This is a genomic window from Allobosea sp. (assembly GCF_035999205.1).
Lineage (GTDB): Bacteria > Pseudomonadota > Alphaproteobacteria > Rhizobiales > Beijerinckiaceae > Allobosea.
On the sequence record NZ_DASYHA010000012.1, the window covers coordinates 48,114 to 65,327 of the forward strand.

15 protein-coding genes are annotated in these 17,214 nt (G+C 66.8%); 8 read left to right on the forward strand and 7 right to left on the reverse strand.

Annotated features, from left to right (window positions below; genetic code table 11):
* Positions 1 to 48: 48 nt before the first annotated feature.
* Entirely contained in the window at positions 49 to 909 is an 861-nt protein-coding gene (folD, locus tag VGN82_RS02930) for a bifunctional methylenetetrahydrofolate dehydrogenase/methenyltetrahydrofolate cyclohydrolase FolD (protein WP_327525490.1), read from the reverse strand.
* Between the two features lie 134 nt (positions 910 to 1,043).
* Between folD and VGN82_RS02935 the strand changes: the two genes are divergently transcribed.
* The 5 genes from VGN82_RS02935 to VGN82_RS02955 all read left to right on the forward strand — a co-directional run bounded on the left by VGN82_RS02935 (position 1,044) and on the right by VGN82_RS02955 (position 6,088).
* Positions 1,044 to 2,417: a cytosine deaminase gene (locus VGN82_RS02935; RefSeq protein ID WP_327525491.1), complete on the forward strand. Its 1,374-nt coding sequence runs from the start codon at positions 1,044 to 1,046 to the stop codon at positions 2,415 to 2,417.
* Positions 2,414 to 3,838 (forward strand): FAD-binding oxidoreductase, encoded by a 1,425-nt coding sequence (locus VGN82_RS02940; RefSeq protein WP_327525492.1) that lies wholly within the window; start codon positions 2,414 to 2,416, stop codon positions 3,836 to 3,838. The genes VGN82_RS02935 and VGN82_RS02940 overlap by 4 nt, the downstream gene beginning before the upstream one ends.
* 2 nt (positions 3,839 to 3,840) lie before the next feature.
* Positions 3,841 to 4,422 (forward strand): NAD(P)H-dependent oxidoreductase, encoded by a 582-nt coding sequence (locus VGN82_RS02945; protein ID WP_327525493.1) that lies wholly within the window; start codon positions 3,841 to 3,843, stop codon positions 4,420 to 4,422.
* A gap of 118 nt (positions 4,423 to 4,540) precedes the next feature.
* Positions 4,541 to 5,023, forward strand: a complete 483-nt coding sequence (locus tag VGN82_RS02950) for a MarR family winged helix-turn-helix transcriptional regulator (RefSeq protein WP_327525494.1) — start codon at positions 4,541 to 4,543, stop codon at positions 5,021 to 5,023.
* A 195-nt stretch (positions 5,024 to 5,218) separates the two neighbouring features.
* A complete protein-coding gene (locus VGN82_RS02955; RefSeq protein WP_327525495.1) occupies positions 5,219 to 6,088 on the forward strand; it encodes a DMT family transporter in 870 nt (289 codons plus the stop codon).
* Positions 6,089 to 6,098: 10 nt separating this feature from the next.
* On the opposite strand, the gene VGN82_RS02960 is transcribed toward VGN82_RS02955, so the two are convergent.
* The 4 genes from VGN82_RS02960 to VGN82_RS02975 form a co-directional block, all read right to left on the reverse strand.
* Positions 6,099 to 7,730, reverse strand: coding sequence for a hypothetical protein (locus VGN82_RS02960; RefSeq protein ID WP_327525496.1), 1,632 nt, complete (start codon positions 7,728 to 7,730; stop codon positions 6,099 to 6,101).
* A 578-nt stretch (positions 7,731 to 8,308) separates the two neighbouring features.
* Entirely contained in the window at positions 8,309 to 10,276 is a 1,968-nt protein-coding gene (locus VGN82_RS02965; protein ID WP_414644196.1) for a potassium transporter Kup, read from the reverse strand.
* A 142-nt stretch (positions 10,277 to 10,418) separates the two neighbouring features.
* Complete coding sequence (gene ispG / locus VGN82_RS02970; RefSeq protein ID WP_327525498.1) at positions 10,419 to 11,693, reverse strand: flavodoxin-dependent (E)-4-hydroxy-3-methylbut-2-enyl-diphosphate synthase; 1,275 nt, start codon at positions 11,691 to 11,693, stop codon at positions 10,419 to 10,421.
* A gap of 28 nt (positions 11,694 to 11,721) precedes the next feature.
* Entirely contained in the window at positions 11,722 to 12,249 is a 528-nt protein-coding gene (locus VGN82_RS02975; RefSeq protein WP_327525499.1) for a Fur family transcriptional regulator, read from the reverse strand.
* A gap of 118 nt (positions 12,250 to 12,367) precedes the next feature.
* On the opposite strand from VGN82_RS02975, the gene VGN82_RS02980 reads away from it, so the two are divergent.
* The 3 genes from VGN82_RS02980 (at position 12,368) to VGN82_RS02990 (ending at position 14,721) form a co-directional block, all read left to right on the forward strand.
* A complete protein-coding gene (locus VGN82_RS02980) occupies positions 12,368 to 13,153 on the forward strand; it encodes a 3-hydroxybutyrate dehydrogenase (protein WP_327525500.1) in 786 nt (261 codons plus the stop codon).
* Entirely contained in the window at positions 13,150 to 14,220 is a 1,071-nt protein-coding gene (locus VGN82_RS02985) for a patatin-like phospholipase family protein (RefSeq protein WP_327525501.1), read from the forward strand. Before VGN82_RS02980 ends, VGN82_RS02985 begins: the two co-directional genes overlap by 4 nt.
* An 87-nt stretch (positions 14,221 to 14,307) precedes the next feature.
* Positions 14,308 to 14,721 carry a DUF3830 family protein gene (locus tag VGN82_RS02990; RefSeq protein WP_327525502.1) on the forward strand — a complete coding sequence of 138 codons (414 nt, stop codon included), beginning with the start codon at positions 14,308 to 14,310 and terminating at the stop codon, positions 14,719 to 14,721.
* 140 nt (positions 14,722 to 14,861) lie between these two features.
* On the opposite strand, the gene ybaL is transcribed toward VGN82_RS02990, so the two are convergent.
* Positions 14,862 to 16,610 (reverse strand): YbaL family putative K(+) efflux transporter, encoded by a 1,749-nt coding sequence (ybaL, locus tag VGN82_RS02995; RefSeq protein ID WP_327525503.1) that lies wholly within the window; start codon positions 16,608 to 16,610, stop codon positions 14,862 to 14,864.
* A 184-nt stretch (positions 16,611 to 16,794) separates the two neighbouring features.
* On the reverse strand, positions 16,795 to 17,115 hold the full coding sequence (locus VGN82_RS03000) for a polyhydroxyalkanoic acid system family protein (protein WP_327525504.1): 321 nt from the start codon (positions 17,113 to 17,115) through the stop codon (positions 16,795 to 16,797).
* Positions 17,116 to 17,214 lie beyond the last annotated feature (99 nt).

Here is a 17,214-nt window from a genome sequence, read left to right on the forward strand (position 1 = left end):
AGCTGTTCCAGAAGAGCCGCCCTGTGCGGCTCTTCTTCGTTTCGGGGCTCAGTCTCGCCGCGCCTTGAACGCCGTCAGCGTGTTGCGCAGCAGGCAGGCGATCGTCATCGGGCCGACGCCGCCAGGGACCGGGGTGATGGCGCCTGCGACCTTCACCGCTTCAGCGAAATCGACGTCGCCGACGAGCTTGCCGTCGGGCATGCGGTTGATGCCGACATCGATGACGGTGGCGCCGGGTTTGATCGAGTCCGCCTTGACGAAATGCGGACGCCCTACGGCCGCGACGACAATGTCGGCACGGCGCACGACGCCGGCCAAGTCCTTCGTGCGCGAATGGGCGATCGTCACCGTGCAGTCCGCCTGCAGCAAGAGCTGCGCGGCGGGGCGGCCGACCAGTTCGGAGCGGCCGATCACCACGGCCTCCAGCCCCGAGAGCGAGGGCAGGACATGCTTCAGCAGCAGCATCGAGCCGAGCGGCGTGCAGGGCACCAGACCGCCAGCCTTACCGCCGGCCAGCCGACCGGCATTGACCGGGTGCAAACCGTCGACGTCCTTGGCCGGGTCGATGGCGTCGACAATGGCCTCGGTGTCGAGATGCTTCGGTAGCGGCAGCTGCACGAGGATGCCATCGACGGTGTCGTCGGCGTTGAGTTCGGCGAGCTTGGAGAGGAGATCGGCCTGGCTCGTGTCCGCCGGCAGGCGGTGCGCGACCGAGTTCATGCCCGCTTCGGCGGCGAGCTTTTCCTTGGAGGCGACATAGACACGGCTTGCCGGATCATCGCCGACGAGGACGACATGCAGGCCGGGCACGAGGCCGCGCTGCGCCTTGATGGCGGCGATCTCGGCCGCGATCTCGGCGCGCAAGGCGGCGGCGATGGCTTTTCCATCGATCAGGGTTGCCTGCGGCATGAGCTACGTCTCCATCGGCGGGAAGCCGCCCTCATGCGCGATCGGCGCGCGCACGACAAGCCCGGAAGCGACGCCCGCTGTCTCAACTGCGCCGCCGGCTTGCCCGCGCCCATGGCGGCCGGTATCGATCGTGCATGGCCAAAGCCGATGGAGACGCCGATGGAGACACCGACCCCGTGACGACCGGCTTCGCTGCGCTTCCTGCCTCCGACGGTTACCGTCTGACACGCGCCCGCGCCCCGCTCTGCCTGCTCGATGCCGGCGGGCTCGCCGCCGACCGGGACGGCCTCGCCCTCGTCGACATTGCGGTGGAGGCCGGCCGCATAGCCTCGATCCTGCCGGCGGGAACCGATGGGCTGCATGACGATGGCCACGCCGTCGATCTGGATGGCGGCATCGTTCTGCCGCGCCTGGTCGACTGCCATGTCCATCTCGACAAGGGTCATATCTGGCCGCGCCGGCGCAACCCGGACGGCAGCTTCATGGGGGCGCTGAACAGCGTCATGGCCGACCGCGAGGCGAACTGGTCCGCGCCGGACGTGCGGGCGCGGATGGATTTTGGGCTGCGCTGCGCCTTCGCCCACGGCACGGCCGCAGTTCGCACGCATATCGATTCACTCGGCAAGCAGATCGGCATTTCATGGCCTGTCCTTGCAGAGCTCAGGGCGGAATGGGCGGGGCGCATCGCGATCCAGGCCTCGCCGCTGTTCGGCATCCAGTTCGCGCTCGACGAAGCCCATATGCGCGATGTCGTCGCGGCGGTGAAGGTGCATGGCGACGGGCTGTTCGGCTGCGTCAGCTACATGATCCCGGAATTGGACGATGCCCTCGACATCGTCTTCCGCACGGCGATCGAGAACGGCTTCGATCTCGATTTCCATGTCGACGAAACCAACGACCCCGCGGCGCGCTCGCTCGAGAACATCGCCGATGCCGCGATCCGGCATCGCTTCTCGGGCCGCATCCTGGCCGGGCATTGCTGCTCGCTGGCGCTGCAGGAACCCGAGGTCGAGGCGCGGATCATCGCCAAGGTCAAGGCGGCCGGCATCGCCGTCGTCTCGCTGCCGATGTGCAACATGTATCTGCAGGACCGCGCTCCGGGGCGGACGCCGCGTTGGCGAGGCGTCATGGCGCTGCATGAGCTGAAGGCGGCCGGCGTGCCGGTGATGATCGCATCGGACAACACGCGCGACCCGTTCTACGCCTATGGCGATCTCGACCTGATCGAGGTGCTGCGCGAGGGCACCCGCATCCTCCAGCTCGACCATGCCGGAAACGACTGGGCCAATGCCGTGGCGCGGACGCCGGCGTCGGTCATGGGCGAGGAGGGCCGGGGCGTGCTGTCGCCGGGCGGGCCGGCCGATCTGATCCTGACGCGTGCCCGTGACTGGACGGAGTTCTTCGCCCGCCCGCAGGCCGACCGGACCGTGCTGGTCGATGGCAGGGCGATCGATACGACGCTGCCGGATCATCGCGAACTGGATCACCTGATGAGCAAGAGCGCATGACCAGCCGCTACGACATCGCCGCCCTCAAGCAGCGCCTAGGCGCGATCAAGACAGAGGACAACCCGGCGCTGGTGAAGCAGAAGAGCCGCGACTTCTTCTGGTACTCGCCCGTGCTCAAGCGCCAGCTCGAGCAGGTGACCGCCGACATCGTGGTCTCGCCTTCGAGCGAGGCGCAGGTGCTGGAGGTGCTCTCCGCCTGCCATGCGCTCGATATCCCGGTCACGCCACGCGGCACGGGCACCGGCAATTACGGCCAGGCGATGCCGCTGTCGGGCGGGGTGCTGCTCGACCTGTCGGGCTTCAACAAGGTGCTCGACATCCAGCACGGCCGCTATGTCGCCGAGCCCGGCGCGGTGATGGCGCGGATCGACGAGGAGACGCGCAAGCACTCGCAGCAGGAGCTGCGCCTGCATCCTTCGACCTACCAGACGGCGTCGATCGGCGGCTTCATCGCGGGTGGTTCGGGCGGCGTCGGCTCGATCAAATGGGGCGGACTGCGTGACTGGGGCAACATCATCCGGCTCAAGGTCGCGACGATGGAGGCAAGCCCGCGCATTCTCGAACTGAGCGGGGAGGATCTGCACAAGGTCGCCCATGCCTATGGCACGAACGGCATCATCACTGAGGTCGAGATGCCGCTGGCCCCGGCCTATGACTGGGTCGATGCGATCATCGGCTTTCCTTCGCTTCGGGCCGCGACCGAGTTCGCCAATCAGCTCGGCGAGCAGGACGGGCTGGCGCTGAAGAACCTCTGCGTCGTCGCAGCCCCGGCGCCGCACGACTACTTCCTGCGTCACCGCAAGTTCCTGCCGCGCGACAGCCATCTGGTGATCGTGATGGTCGCCGATTTCGCGGTCGAGTCGCTGCTTGCCTATGCGCGCCGGTTCAAGGGTTCGGAGCTGCTGCTGCGCTCGGACAAGCTTTCCGTAGAGGAGGCCAAGGGCCTGCCGCCGGCTTACGAACTCGGCTGGAACCACACGACGCTGCGCGCGCTGCGGGTCGATCCGTCGATCACCTATCTGCAGGTGCTCTATCCGTTCCCCGACCAGGTCGAGCTGATCGACAGGATCCATGCGCGCTTCGGCGACGAGGTGCTTTGCCATCTCGAATTCGTCCGCTTCGACGGCAAGGTCACCTGCTTCGGCCTGCCGCTGGTGCGCTTCACCACCGAGGAGCGGCTGGAGGAAATCATGGCGATCCATGAGGAGATGGGCGCGCCGATCTTCAATCCGCATCGCTACACGCTGGAGGAGGGCGGCATGAAGCAGACCGACGAAGCCCAGCTCGCCTTCAAGCGCGAGGCCGATCCGCAGGGCCTGCTGAACCCCGGCAAGATGATCGCCTGGGAGGATCCCTCCTACGACTACAAGGCTGGCGGCACCTTCCTGTTCCGCAGCCTGTCCGAAGCCGGGGTCGGCTAAGGATGCGCGTACTGGTGCTCTACGCCCACCCGAATCCTGAAAGCTTTGGTGCGGCCCTGCATGCGACGGTGGTCGAGAATTTGCGCGCAGCCGGCCACGAGGTCGATGATTGCGACCTCTATGCCGAGGGCTTCGATGCCGTGTTGAGCCGGGCCGAGCGCGTCGGCTACCACGATCTCGCCACCAACACGCAACCGGTTGCCGGCTATGTCGAGCGGGTGCGGCAGGCGCAAGCGCTGGTGCTGTGCTTCCCGGTCTGGAATTTCGGCTATCCGGCGATCCTCAAGGGCTTCTTCGACCGTGTCTTCCTGCCGGGCGTGTCGTTCAAGATGGTCGACGGCAAGGTCAGCCCCAATCTCTGGAACATCAGCAAGCTCGCGGCCGTGACCACCTATGGCGGTTCGCGCTGGCGTGCCTTGCTGATGGGCGACCCGCCGCGCAAGGTAGTCTGCCGGGCGCTGCGAGCGGTCTGCCACCCCACCGCACGGCCGCGCTATCTGGCGAAGTACGACATGAACCGCGCGACGCCGGAGGCTCGTGCCGATTTCCTGCGGTCGATCGCGGAAAAGATGCGCGCTCTGTGACAGCTGGCCTATGATCGTCATCACACTGTCATCTTAGCGGGCGAACAGGCAGCCGGCGAAGCGACTTCCTGATCCGCATAAGGATCGAGCCAAGGAAGTGGCCAGGGGATCGAGCACGATGACCAAGGCACTCGAAAAGAGCGTCGGCCGGGCCTTGCTCGTCACGGCGCGACTGCATCGGGCCCGGATGGGCGAGAGGCTGAACGCGCTCGGTCTGTTTCCGGGACAGGAGCAGGCGCTGAAAGCCCTGCAGCCGGCGCCGATGACCATGGGTGAGCTGGCGACGCTTCTGCGCGTCAAGCCGCCGACCGTGTCCAAGACCATCGGCCGGCTGTCTCTGCAGGGGCTGGTGACGCGCGAGGGCGGCGGCCGGGACGGGCGGCTGGTTCAGGTCGCCTTGACGGAGGCCGGCCACAAGACCGCCACGGCGCTCGATGCGGTCTGGACGCAGGTCGAGGACGAGCTGCTCGACAAGCTCGACGGCAAGGAGCGCAAGCAGCTCCGCAGGTTGCTGCGCAAGGCGGCCAAGGGCCTCTCCAAGGCTGGTGTCGAGGTCGATGATCCCGATGCCGATGGCGACGAGGCCGATAGCGACGCCTGATGCTGGGCGTAGCGTCGCACGACTGCCCTGCGACGCTTGCGCCGACCCTGAAAAGCGCATGGAACGCATGCATCCAGCCGCTGGCCAGAGGCAATAAATCGGTTAAATCTTGATCCGTCATTCTGCCGGCGCATGACGGAATTCACCTTGCCCCCTGCCTCGTCCCATCTTCCGGAAACCGGCCGGACGCGCCTGATGGCGATCGGACTGATCTGCGCCGCGGTGCTGTGCTTCGCCCTGCTCGACACCAGCGCGAAATGGCTGTCGGGCCATATGGACCCGGTCCAGGTGGTGTTCGCGCGCTATGCCGGCAGCATGGCTCTGGTGCTGATGCTGCTGAATCCGTGGAGCCGCCCCGGCATCCTCCGTACCAAGCGGCCCTGGCTGCAGGGAATTCGCTCGCTGCTTCTGCTGGGCTCGACGGCACTCAATTTCGTCGCGCTCAAATATCTCCAGCTCGCCGAGACCGTCTCGATCATGTTCGCGGGGCCGTTGCTGGTGGCGCTCGTTGCCGGACCGATGCTGGGCGAATGGCCCGGGCCACGCCGGCTCGCGGCGATCGGCGTCGGCTTCCTCGGGGTGCTCGTGATCACGCGGCCGGGCATCGGCGGCATGCATCCGGCGGCCCTGCTCTGCGTCTTCGGCTGCATTTGCTACAGCTTCTACGCGTTGGCGACCCGGCAGCTCGCGGCCTATGACCCGCCGGAGACGACGATGGTGTATTCCGGCGTCGCCGGGACGCTGGCGGTGCTGCCGCTGATCCCGTTCTTCTGGTCGACGCCGCAGACGCCCTTCGTCTGGCTGGTGATGCTCGGCACAGGCGTCTTCGGCGGCTTCGGGCACTGGCTCCTGATCCTGGCGCACCGACTGGCGCCGGCGACGGTGCTGGCACCGTTCATCTATTCCCAGATCGTCTGGATGATCGCGCTTGGTTGGTTCGTCTTCGGGCAGTTCCCCGATGGCTGGACCTTCGTCGGCGCGACCATCGTCATCGCGTCGGGGCTCTACCTGCTCTACCGCGAGCGGGTGCGGAAGTTGCCGGAGGCGGCCGCGCGGCTGGATTAGGTGCGCACGATTACGGGGCGACTGGTACGCAGACGTCCAGGTCCGACCGCAGCACCGTTACCACTTCCTGGCAATCCGGCTGGCCAAACTCGCGCTCCGCAACTGCCACGCCGCCGTCATGCAGCCGCTGGAGCGCTCCGGCCCAGGGCGAGGCGGCGACGTAGACGGGGCCGGAGCGAGCCAGGTTGGCGACCTGAGCGCGAGCCTCGAGCGTGCTGTAGGCCGCATAGCCAGACGCAATGACCGCCATGAACCCGGCATTGGCGACGAGCACGACCAGCAGGGCGATGCGAGCCACCCGGCCGATCGGCCCCAGTTCGGCACGATGCAGGAAAGCGGCAATCGTCAAAGGTATCAGCCACAGATGCGGCACGTATCGAGCCCACCATGCTGCTGGATTGACCATGACCAGCCCGACCAGCACGACCAATGATATGCCGAGTGTCATCGAGGCGGCTCCGGCTCGCATCGAGACAACCAGCAGGATCGCTGCGAGGAGCAAGGCCGCCGAAAAGAGCGGGCCGAATCCGCCCGTCCGCGGGTCCGGGATCGTCGCCCCCCTGATCTCCGACTCCCGGACGACGAACGGAGGTTTCAATCGGCCGGGATCGCATTTGCGGCAGGAGTTGGCGGTCTCGGACGCAAGCGAGAGCGCGAGCTGGGCCGCCGCCGGATATCCGTCGAGGGGGCTAGGCGTTGAATCGCTGATGCCGAGGATGTCGATCTGTCGGTCGCCCATGACGGGGTGGAAGATGTGATCGCCATCGAGCATGTTGGTCACGTAGGGGTTGTAGCCAGGCCCCACGACCGCAAGCAGACAGGCGAGCACAGGCAGGGCGCCGGCGAGCCGAGTGCGGCGCCGCAGCAGCGAGACGGCAAAGACCACCGAGCCGAGCAGCAATGCATAGACGAGGCCTGTGAACTTGACGTTGACGAGGCAGATCGCCGCCGCACAGATCATCAGCAGGGCGAGCGGCGATTGCCGCCTGGTCCAGATGAGGGCACCGGCGGCCATGATCGTCAGCAACGAGCCGAGCAGGCCATCGACGTAGTACTCCGCCATCTGGACGGATGCGACCGGATTGGCCGCCGCCAGTGCACCGAACAGGAAGCAGGCCCACTTCGGAGCGTGAACGACGGCCGAAGCTGCGCTGAAGACCGCGGCGCCGGCCGCAATGGCGAGGACAAGGTTCGTCGCCTTGCCGGCCTGGTAGCTCCCGACCATGGCCTCGATGCCGGTCGCCCAGATCCACGATGCTTTCGGGTAATGGTTCAGCCAGGTCATCGGCGGAACGTTCGGCGTCAACTGGTCGCGAAACGGGTTCCAGCCGTCACGCAGATGGCGAATAGCGAGAGCGTGATAGGTCTGGCCGTCATAGGAGAGGGAATCGAGCGCAGCCGCGTAGATGAGTGCGACGCCCCATGTCGCGAGCAGCAGCGCGCTCCCGATGATCGCTGTCGCTCGTATCGCAGCCTGGGAACGACCGGCCAAGATGCAGCCGGCGACGGCGATCAGGAAGGCCAAGACGGCGTCGCTCGGGTGAAGGTCAGCGTCAACCGCCAGCCGGAGCGATACGATGGCCAGCCAGAGCGCCAGGTGCACCGTGGCCAGCGCGGCCATGAAGGAGAGCGCTGCTTCCAAGCGAAGCTGCGGCTCGCCGGCCTGCTCGCCACGACATTCGCGCGAAGGCGACAGACGCTCATCTGGCTGCCTGGCAAGTCCTAGGTCCAACGGCCATTTCCCCCGTTCCGCGGTGCATCGTCAGGCGGGTCGTTTCGGCGGCTCTGGTAGGCACATCGAGCAGCATACCGGGGGCGAACAGGGGGCGTTTGCGCCCTCTCTATCGCTCCGCTGCACTATGCGGTCCAGCTACGGCGTCAATTTTGGTGTCGATCTATGAGGCCGGTGCGTGGCGAAACCGTCAAGTTGCCACGCGGGATAACGGCCTCCCCCTTTCGAGGTAATCCGAACGGGGCATGAGGCAGGAAATCGGGAAGGCAGCTTGCTGCGGGTGGCTCGCCAGCCCGGTACGGCTCAGGTCGGCAGGCTCGGCCGTCTTGGTATCGCACGCCTTGGTGGCCATGCCGTGGAGCCGGCCACGAGGTGGCCCGGCGGATCCGAGCTGGACGCGATCCGGCCAGTCCCTGATCGGCCGGGCAATGTTGGTCTTCACCGCAGCATTGCCCTTGGCAGGCCCGACTGCGACGGTATCGGCCAGCTCAGACGGTGACCTGCGTTCCGACCTCGACGACGCGGCCGGTCGGGATCTGGAAGAAGTTGGTCGCGTCGGTCGCGCTCTTGGTCAGCGAGATATAGAAATTGTCCTGCCAGACCGGCATGCCGGATTGCGGCGAGGGCTTGATCGAGCGGCGCGACAGGAAGAACGAGGTCGACATGATGTCGAACTTGAAGCCCTGCTTGCGCAGGATCGCTAGCCCCTTCGGCACGTTCGGGCTTTCCATGTAGCCATAGACCATGTCGACCCGCCAGAAGTCGTCGGTGATGCGCGAGAGGCGGACCCGCTCCTCTTCCGGGACGCGGGGCGTATCGGCCGAGCGCACGGTCAGGATGACGTTGCGCTCGTGCAGGACCTTGTTGTGCTTGAGGTTGTGCAGCAGCGAGGCCGGGGCGGTCTCCGGGTCGCTGGTCAGGAACACCGCCATGCCCTTGACCCGATGGGGCGGGCTCTTGGCGAGCATGCCTACGAGTTCGAGCAGCGGCACATCGGTCTTGCGGGTCTTGTCGAACAGGATCTTGGTACCGCGCACCCAGGTCCACATCAGGAGCACGAGAACCGCCGCCATCATCACGGGGACATAGCCCCCGCTCAGGAGCTTCAGCATGTTGGCGGCGAAGAAGGCGACGTCGATGATCAGGAAGGGCGCAATCACGGCAGCGGTTGCCGCCAGCCCCCAGCGCCAGCCCTTCCAGATCACGATGAAGGCCAGCAGGGAATCGACCACCATCGCGCCGAAGACTGAGATGCCATAGGCATGCGACAGGTTCGAGGAGGAGCGGAAGGTCCAGACCAGCAGCAGGACGACGATCAGCAGGATCGCGTTGATGCGCGGGATAAAGATCTGGCCGGAGGTTTGTTCCGAGGTGTGGCGGATCTCGAGGCGCGGCAGCAGGCCGAGCTGCACCGCCTGCCGGGTCAGCGAGAAAGCTCCGGTGATGACGGCCTGGCTGGCGATGATCGTCGCGACCGTCGCCATGATGACGAGCGGGAGGATGAAACCCTGCGGCGCGAGCTTGTAGAACGGATTGTCGATGGCGGTGGGGTCGGAGAGGATGAGCGCACCCTGGCCGAGATAGTTGAGCCAGAGCGCCGGGAAGACGAGGTAGAGCCAGGCGCCGCGGATCGGGCCGCGACCGAAATGGCCCATATCGGCATAGAGCGCTTCGGCGCCAGTCACCGCGAGACAGACCGAGCCGAGCACGGCGAGCGACACGCCCGGATGATCGAAGAAGAAGCGCAGGCCCCAATAGGGGTTGATCGAGGCGAAGACGCCGATGTCGTCGGCGATATGGTAGATGCCCAGGCCCCCGAGCGTCAGGAACCAGATCATCATGATCGGGCCGAAGAAGTTGGCGACCTTGGCCGTGCCGCGGCGCTGGACCAGAAAGAGCGCGATCAGGATGCCGGATGCGATCGTGACGACGTAATCATCGAGCGCCGGCGTCACCAGCTTCACACCCTCGACGGCCGAAAGCACCGAGATAGCCGGGGTGATGACGGCGTCGCCGTAGAAGAGTGCCGCGCCGGCCATGCCGAGGAATAGCACAACACCGCCGCGGGTCCGCCCCAGCGCGCGCTGGGCAAGGGCGACGAGGGTCAGCGTGCCGCCTTCGCCGTTGTTGTCGGCGCTGAGCAGCAGCACGACATATTTGAGGGTGACCACGACGACGAGCGACCACAGGATCAGCGAGAGCACGCCGATGATGATGCCGCGCGGGATCGGTGTGTTCAGAGCGATATCGACCGCGCCGCCATGGCCGCCCGAAGCCATTCCTGTCGCCGCGAGCACGGTTTCGCGCAAAGCGTAGAGAGGGCTGGTGCCGATATCGCCATAGACGACGCCGAGCGCGCCGAGCGCGAGCGCCGCATAGCCGCCGTGATTGTGGCTCGAGCCACTGGCATGGCTTGCGCCATGGCTGTCGTCCAGGCCGAAACGGGAATCCTCCATCCGCTTGGTCGGGGGATTCGTCTGGTCATGCCCCATAGGGGATCTCCGCGCGCGCTGCGATGCAGCGAAAGGCCGGGGCCTCTAACACAATGCCGTCAGCACGCAAAGGCACCGACTCGCAGCGGATGCTTTGGAGACGAAGTCACTCCGCCGCATTGGCCTGCCCGCCGTAGCGCCGCGCCACGTAGTCATCGACCATCACCTTGAAGTCGTCGGCAATGGCCGGCCCGCGCAGGGTCCTGACCTTCTTGCCGTCGACGAAGACCGGTGCCGTCGGCTCCTCGCCGGTGCCCGGCAGGGAAATCCCGATATCGGCATGCTTGGACTCGCCGGGGCCGTTCACGATGCAGCCCATCACCGCGACATTGAGGTTCTCGACGCCAGGGTAGCGCGTCTTCCAGTCGGGCATGGAGTCGGCGATCCATGTCTGGATGTCCCGCGCCAGCTCCTGGAAGACGGTCGAGGTTGTGCGGCCACAGCCGGGGCAGGCCGCGACCTGCGGAACGAAGGCCCGGAAGCCCATGGTCTGGAGCAATTCCTGCGCTGCCTTGACCTCGAGCGTACGGTCGCCGCCGGGCTCGGGTGTCAGAGAGAAACGGATCGTGTCGCCGATCCCCTCCTGCAGGAGGATGCCGAGCGCGGCCGAAGAGGCGACGATGCCCTTGGAGCCCATCCCGGCCTCAGTCAGGCCGAGATGGATGGCGTAGTCGGAGCGCTGCGCCAGCATGCGGTAGACGGTGATCAGGTCCTGCACGCCGGAGACCTTGGCGGAGAGGATGATCTTTTCCTTGCCGAGGCCGATCTCCTCGGCGCGCACCGCCGAAAGCAGGGCCGACTGCACCATCGCCTCGCGCATGATGGCGCGGGCATCGAGCGGTCGGGGCTGGCGGGCGTTCTCGTCCATCAGCGCGGTCAGCAGCTCCTGGTCGAGCGAACCCCAATTGGCGCCGATGCGCACGGGCTTGCCGTGCCGGATCGCGATCTCGACGATCTGGCCGAACTGGCGGTCCTTCTTGTCCTTGAAGCCGACATTGCCGGGGTTGATCCGGTATTTCGCCAGGGCCTCGGCGCAGGCCGGATGATCGGCGAGCAGCTTGTGGCCGATATAGTGGAAGTCGCCGATCAGCGGCACGTCGATGCCGACACGGTCGAGCCGCTCGCGGATCTTGGGCACGGCGGCGGCAGCCTCGTCGCGATCGACGGTGATGCGGACCAGCTCGGAGCCCTGCCGGGCGAGGGCCGCAACCTGGGCGACCGTGCCGGCGATGTCGGCAGTGTCGGTATTGGTCATCGACTGGACGACGATCGGCGCGCCGCCGCCAACCGCGACATTGCCGACCATCACCGGGACGGTGAGGTGACGCGCCAGCGGGCCGGAATGCTCGGCCGTCAGGCAAGGGAAAGCCCGCTCGTTCATCGGATGCGCGCCGCCTTCTTCAACCCGCTCATGCCCTGTTCTCCCGGCAATGCTCGCAACGGCCGACGATCTCGACGACCTGATGCGACGGCGAGAACTGTCTCGTCTCGGCGATGGCTGCGACAGCCTTCTTCATCGCGGGCGAGGAATCCTCGTCGACGCCGCCGCAAGCCTCGCAGATCAGGAAGGCGACGACCTCGTCGGCGCCATGGCCGTGCAGGCAGGCGATATAAGCGTTGCGCGAGGAAAGCCGGTGGACGAAGCCCTGCTCGACCAGGAAATCGAGCGCGCGGTAGATCGAGATCGGCGCCAGCCGGCGCCCGCCGGCGGGCGAGATCCGGTCGGCCAGGTCATAGGCGCCGACGGGGCGGTGATCGGCGTGCAGCGCCTCGAGCGCCTTGGCGCGGATCGGCGTCAGGCGCAGGCCGCGCTCGCGGCAAATGCGTTCGGCCCGAGCCAGGGCCTCGGCGGCATGGGCGCGGTGGTCATGCGCGTGACGACAGACGGCATGGTCATGGTCGTCATGCACGTGGAGATGTGGCTGCATTCTGGTCATGTTGCGTTGCAATGGCACATCGGGCAACGTGCCGCCTCGGCTCGGTCCTGTCTCGGCGGCGCCCGTTCGGACCCGAACCTAAGCATTTTCTCACCGATTGTCAGGAGCCTTGAAGCCGATGTTCCTCAAAGACCGCGCGGCCGTCATCACGGGATCGACCTCCGGCATCGGGCTCGCCTATGCGCGGGCGCTGGCCAAGGAAGGCGCCCATCTCGTCATCAACGGCATCATGCCGGCGGCGGACGCCGAAAAGCTGCGCTCCGACCTCGCCAGCGAGTTCGGCGTGAAGGTGCTGTTCTCGCCCGCCGACATGACCAAGCCCGAGGAGATCGCGGGCTTCATCGCGCAGGCCGAGGCGGAATTCGGGGCGGTCGACATCCTCGTCAACAATGCCGGCATCCAGCATGTCGCGCCGGTCGACGAGTTCCCGCTGGCGAAATGGGACCAGATCATCGCGATCAACCTGTCCTCGGCCTTCCATACGACGCGCGCCGCGCTGCCGAAGATGAAGGAGAAAGGCTGGGGCCGCATCATCAACACGGCCTCGGCGCATGCCTTCGTCGCCTCGCCCTTCAAGTCGGCCTATGTCGCGGCCAAGCATGGCATCGCGGGCTTCACCAAGACGGTGGCGCTGGAGGTCGCGACCAAGGGCATCACCGTGAACGCGATCGCGCCGGGCTATGTCTGGACGCCGCTGGTCGAGAAGCAGATTCCCGACACGATGAAAGCGCGCGGCCTGACCAAGGAGCAGGTCATCAACGACGTCCTGCTGGAGGCCCAGCCGACCAAGGAGTTCGTCACGGTCGATCAGGTGGCGGCGCTGGCCGTGTTCCTCTGCACCGACGCGGCGAAGTCCATCACCGGCGCGACGCTGCCGATGGATGGCGGCTGGACCGCGGCGTGACCGGGCGCAAGAAGGCGCCCGGTCATCGCGTCGGCCTTGCCGGGCCGAAGGCGGAGAAATCGGTCTCGCTGGCGCTCCAGGGCGGCGGCGCGCACGGCGCCTTCACCTGGGGCGTGCTCGACGCGATCCTCGAGGACGGCCGGCTGGCGATCGAGGCTCTGTCGGGCACGAGCGCCGGCGCGATGAACGCCGTGGTGCTCAGCGAGGGCTGGCTCGAAGGCGGCGCCGAGGGAGCCCGCGCCAAGCTCGAGACGTTCTGGCGGGCGATCAGCGTCGACGGCAAGTATGGCGGCTCCGAGCGCTCGCTGATCGACACCATGCTGGGTGCCTGGGGCGGCACCAACGGCGTGCCGCCCGGCATGATCTGGTTCGAGATGTTCTCGAAGGTGGCGAGCCCCTACGACATCAACCCGCTCAACATCAATCCGCTGCGCGGCGTGATCGCCGACCTGATCGATTTCGACAAGGTCCGGGCCTGCACCGGCGTGAAGCTCTTCATCGCCGCGACCAATGTCCGCTCGGGCAAGATCAAGGTGTTCAACGGCCCGGAGCTGACGGCCGACCACCTGATGGCCTCGGCCTGCCTGCCGATGCTGTTCCAGGCGGTCGAGATCGCGGGCGAGGCCTATTGGGACGGCGGATATATGGGCAATCCGGCGCTGTTCCCGCTGTTCTACGAGGCCGTCGGCGACGACATCCTGCTCGTCCAGATCAACCCGCTGCTGCGCAGGGAGCTGCCGACGAAGGCACGCGACATCCAGGACAGGCTGAACGAGATCACCTTCAACGCCTCGCTGCTGCGCGAGCTGCGCGCGATCGATTTCGTCAACCGACTGATCGATGGCGGCAAGCTGCCCAAGGACGAATACAAGCGCGTCCTGATGCACCGGATCGACGGCGGCCCGCCCCTGGCGGAGATGACCTCGTCGTCGCGGCTGAACGCGGACTGGGATTTCCTCCTGCGATTGCGCGACATCGGCCGGGCGGCGGCGCGGCGCTGGCTGAAGCGCAACTACGAGGCGATAGGCAAGGTCGGAACGCTCGACCTGAAGGCGGCGTTCTCGTAGACATCTGCGCCGGCCGGAAATCCGAGAGGGGGGCGCAGCCCTCGCCGTGCGATTCGATGCACCACTGAACGGAAAGACCGTCGTCCCATGTCCGAGATCATCGTCACTGCAGGCCCCTTCACCTTCGGGGCCAAACTGGAACGCGAAGCCGCGCCGAAGACCTGCGAGGCGTTCCTTCGCCACATGCCCTTCACCAGCAAGATCGTGCATGTGCGCTGGAGTGGTGAGGGCGTCTGGGTGCCGCTCGGCGATCTCGATTTCGGCGTCGGCTACGAGAACAATACGGCCTATCCGGCCCCGGGCCACATCATCCTGTATCCGGGCGGCGTCAGCGAGACCGAGATCCTGCTCGCCTATGGCGGCGTGCAGTTCGCCAGCAAGGCGGGCGTGCTCTCGGGCAACCACTTCCTCACCCTGACCTCAGGTCTTGAGAACCTCTATGCGCTCGGGCGCAAGACGCTCTGGGAAGGCGCGCAGGACATCAAGTTCGAACTGGCCTGAGACGGTTTTCGCGGAACCACGCCGTCATCCCGGCCGCAGCGAAGCGGAGATCCGGAATCCATCCTAGAGCATCGCTGCCCTTCGATGGATCCCGGGGCAAGCCCGGGATGACGGTGTGGATCCGAGGAGAGTAGCCGGCCTTAGGCGGCCGGCTGAGGCTCCGTCGCCGGCGGTGGCTCCGGGGCTACGCAGAGCGCCAGCATGGCGCGGGCGATCTCGGCCTCGCCCATGATCGTCAGCGTCGCGCCGCACTTCGTCAGATGTGCCACCTCTGCGTCGGAATGGGCGCGGGCGACGATCGGCAGCGCCGGGTTGTCGCGGCGTGCCTGCTCGCAGACCTGGCCGGCCTCGAAGCTCTGCGGGATGGCTACGAAGAGCCGCCGCGCCCTGCTCAAGCCCGCCGCGGCCAGCACGGCGGGATCGGCCGCGTTGCCGAGCAGGAGTTCGGCGCCATCGCGCTTGGCGGCCTCGACCGGGCCGCCCTGCTCCTCGATGACCAGCACCTTCTCGCCGCGCGCCAGGAGGCCAGCGCCGAGCAGGGCTCCGACCCGGCCATAGCCGACGACGACCATGTGATCCTCGAGCTCCGTCGGTACGATGTCGAGATCGGGCCTGGCTTCCGGTACGGTCTCCGCCGCAGTGCTCGTGTCGGCCGCCGTGCTCGGCTTGGCCTTGGCGGGGATGGGCTCGGCGGCGAAGCGGTCGACCAGGGCAAACAGGACCGGGTTGAGCAGGATCGAGAGGATCGCGCCGGCGAGGATCAGGTCGCGGCCCTGCGGCGGCAGGATCGCGAGCGAGACGCCGAGGCCCGCCAGGATGAAGGAGAACTCACCGATCTGGGCGAGCGAGGCCGAGATCGTCAGGGCCACGCCGTTAGACCTGCCGAAGGCCCGCACGATCAGCCAGGCGGCGACCGACTTGCCGATGAGGATAATCGCCAGCGTCGCCAGCAGCGGGCCGGGCGCGCGCAACAGGATGCCGGGGTCGAACAGCATGCCGACGGAGACGAAGAACAGCACGGCGAAGGCATCTCGCAGCGGCAGCGATTCCTCGGCGGCGCGTTGGCTGAGCGGCGATTCGCTCAGGATCATGCCGGCGAAGAACGCTCCAAGCGCGAAGGAGACGCCGAACAGCGTCGCCGCGATGAAGGCGACGCCCAGCGCGACGGCGAGCACGGCCAGCCGGAAGAGCTCGCGCGAGCCGGTATGCGCGACCCAGTGCAGCACCCAGGGAATGACGCGCCGGCCGACGACGAGCATGAAGGCCATGAAGGCGACGACCTTCATCAAGGTGAAGCCGAGCACACCCCAGAGGCCGAGATCGAACTGTCCCGAAAGCGGCGTCGGTACGCCGGGGCGTGAGCCGTTGAGTGCGTCCGCGACCGCCGGGATCATGACCAGGGCGAGGACCATGGCGAGGTCCTCGACGATCAGCCAGCCGACCGCGATCTTGCCCTTCTCGCTCTGGACGAGCCGGCGCTCCTGCAGTGCGCGCAGCAGGACCACGGTGCTTGCGACCGAGAGCGCCAGGCCGAAGACGAGGCCCGACACCCATGTCCAGCCCATCAGCAGGCCCAGCCCCATGCCGAGCAGCGTCGCGACGCCGATCTGGACGATGGCGCCGGGAACCGCGATGGCCTTCACCGACAGAAGGTCCTTGAGGGAGAAATGCAGGCCGACGCCGAACATCAGCAGGATGACGCCGATTTCGGCCAGCTCGTTGGCGAGATTCTGGTCGGCGACGAAGCCGGGCGTAAACGGTCCGACGGCGACGCCGGCGACGAGATAGCCAACCAGCGGAGAGATACGGAAGCGTTGGGCGAGTGCCCCGAAGACGAATGCAAGGCCGAGGCCCGCGACGAGGATGGCGATCAGCGGGCCGTGATGCATGGGTCTCCCAGATGGATGCGCGACGAAAGGCTAATGGAAAGGCGTAACGGACCATGCCGGCTGCGCCCGGTGATTTCAACCGCTTAGCTGTCGCAGCGGGCATTTTCGCGTATGTGGCCGGCGCGTGCTGCCAGCCCCGCTCAAGCACCCGCCGGAGTGCCTGGGCGGCCTGGTCGGCGCAGTGTCAGGCCTTGGGCTTCTCCAGCAGGATCTGACCCTGCTTCTCGACGCCGATCTTGAGCTTCTCGGCGAAGACGGCGAGCACCCAGGGCAGCATCACCTCGATGCGCACCAATGCCTGCTCGACATCGAGCCGGCCGCGCACGGTGTAGCCGAGGGCAGCGACGCCGAAATGCAGGCTGTCGCCCTCCCAGCGTTCCTCGACGAGCTGCATCTTCACCATGCCGAGCCGGTCGCGAATGCGGTCGATACCGTCGCGCAGGCGCGCCAGGGCACCCTCGCGGCCGAGATCATGGGAGACGGTGATGCTGACGGGCTTGGCCATGGGGCTCCCTTGGCACGGACATGTCGAGACCCTCAGAATGGTGTCGGCGGTCGGCGATTTCCAGAAGGGGCGGGGCGGCTCGAGCGCCCCGACAAACAA

Excerpts from the sequence above, each read along its gene's own strand:
- VGN82_RS02955 (WP_327525495.1), top strand. The coding sequence starts at position 5,219 with ATGGCGATCGGACTGATCTGCGCCGCGGTGCTGTGCTTCGCCCTGCTC.
- folD (WP_327525490.1), bottom strand. The coding sequence starts at position 909 with ATGCCGCAGGCAACCCTGATCGATGGAAAAGCCATCGCCGCCGCCTTG.
- ispG (WP_327525498.1), bottom strand. The coding sequence starts at position 11,693 with ATGAACGAGCGGGCTTTCCCTTGCCTGACGGCCGAGCATTCCGGCCCG.
- VGN82_RS02940 (WP_327525492.1), top strand. The coding sequence starts at position 2,414 with ATGACCAGCCGCTACGACATCGCCGCCCTCAAGCAGCGCCTAGGCGCG.
- VGN82_RS03000 (WP_327525504.1), bottom strand. The coding sequence starts at position 17,115 with ATGGCCAAGCCCGTCAGCATCACCGTCTCCCATGATCTCGGCCGCGAG.
- VGN82_RS02975 (WP_327525499.1), bottom strand. The coding sequence starts at position 12,249 with ATGACCAGAATGCAGCCACATCTCCACGTGCATGACGACCATGACCAT.
- VGN82_RS02945 (WP_327525493.1), top strand. The coding sequence starts at position 3,841 with ATGCGCGTACTGGTGCTCTACGCCCACCCGAATCCTGAAAGCTTTGGT.
- VGN82_RS02965 (WP_414644196.1), bottom strand. The coding sequence starts at position 10,276 with ATGGAGGATTCCCGTTTCGGCCTGGACGACAGCCATGGCGCAAGCCAT.
- VGN82_RS02980 (WP_327525500.1), top strand. The coding sequence starts at position 12,368 with ATGTTCCTCAAAGACCGCGCGGCCGTCATCACGGGATCGACCTCCGGC.
- VGN82_RS02935 (WP_327525491.1), top strand. The coding sequence starts at position 1,044 with ATGGCCAAAGCCGATGGAGACGCCGATGGAGACACCGACCCCGTGACG.
- ybaL (WP_327525503.1), bottom strand. The coding sequence starts at position 16,610 with ATGCATCACGGCCCGCTGATCGCCATCCTCGTCGCGGGCCTCGGCCTT.
- VGN82_RS02950 (WP_327525494.1), top strand. The coding sequence starts at position 4,541 with ATGACCAAGGCACTCGAAAAGAGCGTCGGCCGGGCCTTGCTCGTCACG.
- VGN82_RS02990 (WP_327525502.1), top strand. The coding sequence starts at position 14,308 with ATGTCCGAGATCATCGTCACTGCAGGCCCCTTCACCTTCGGGGCCAAA.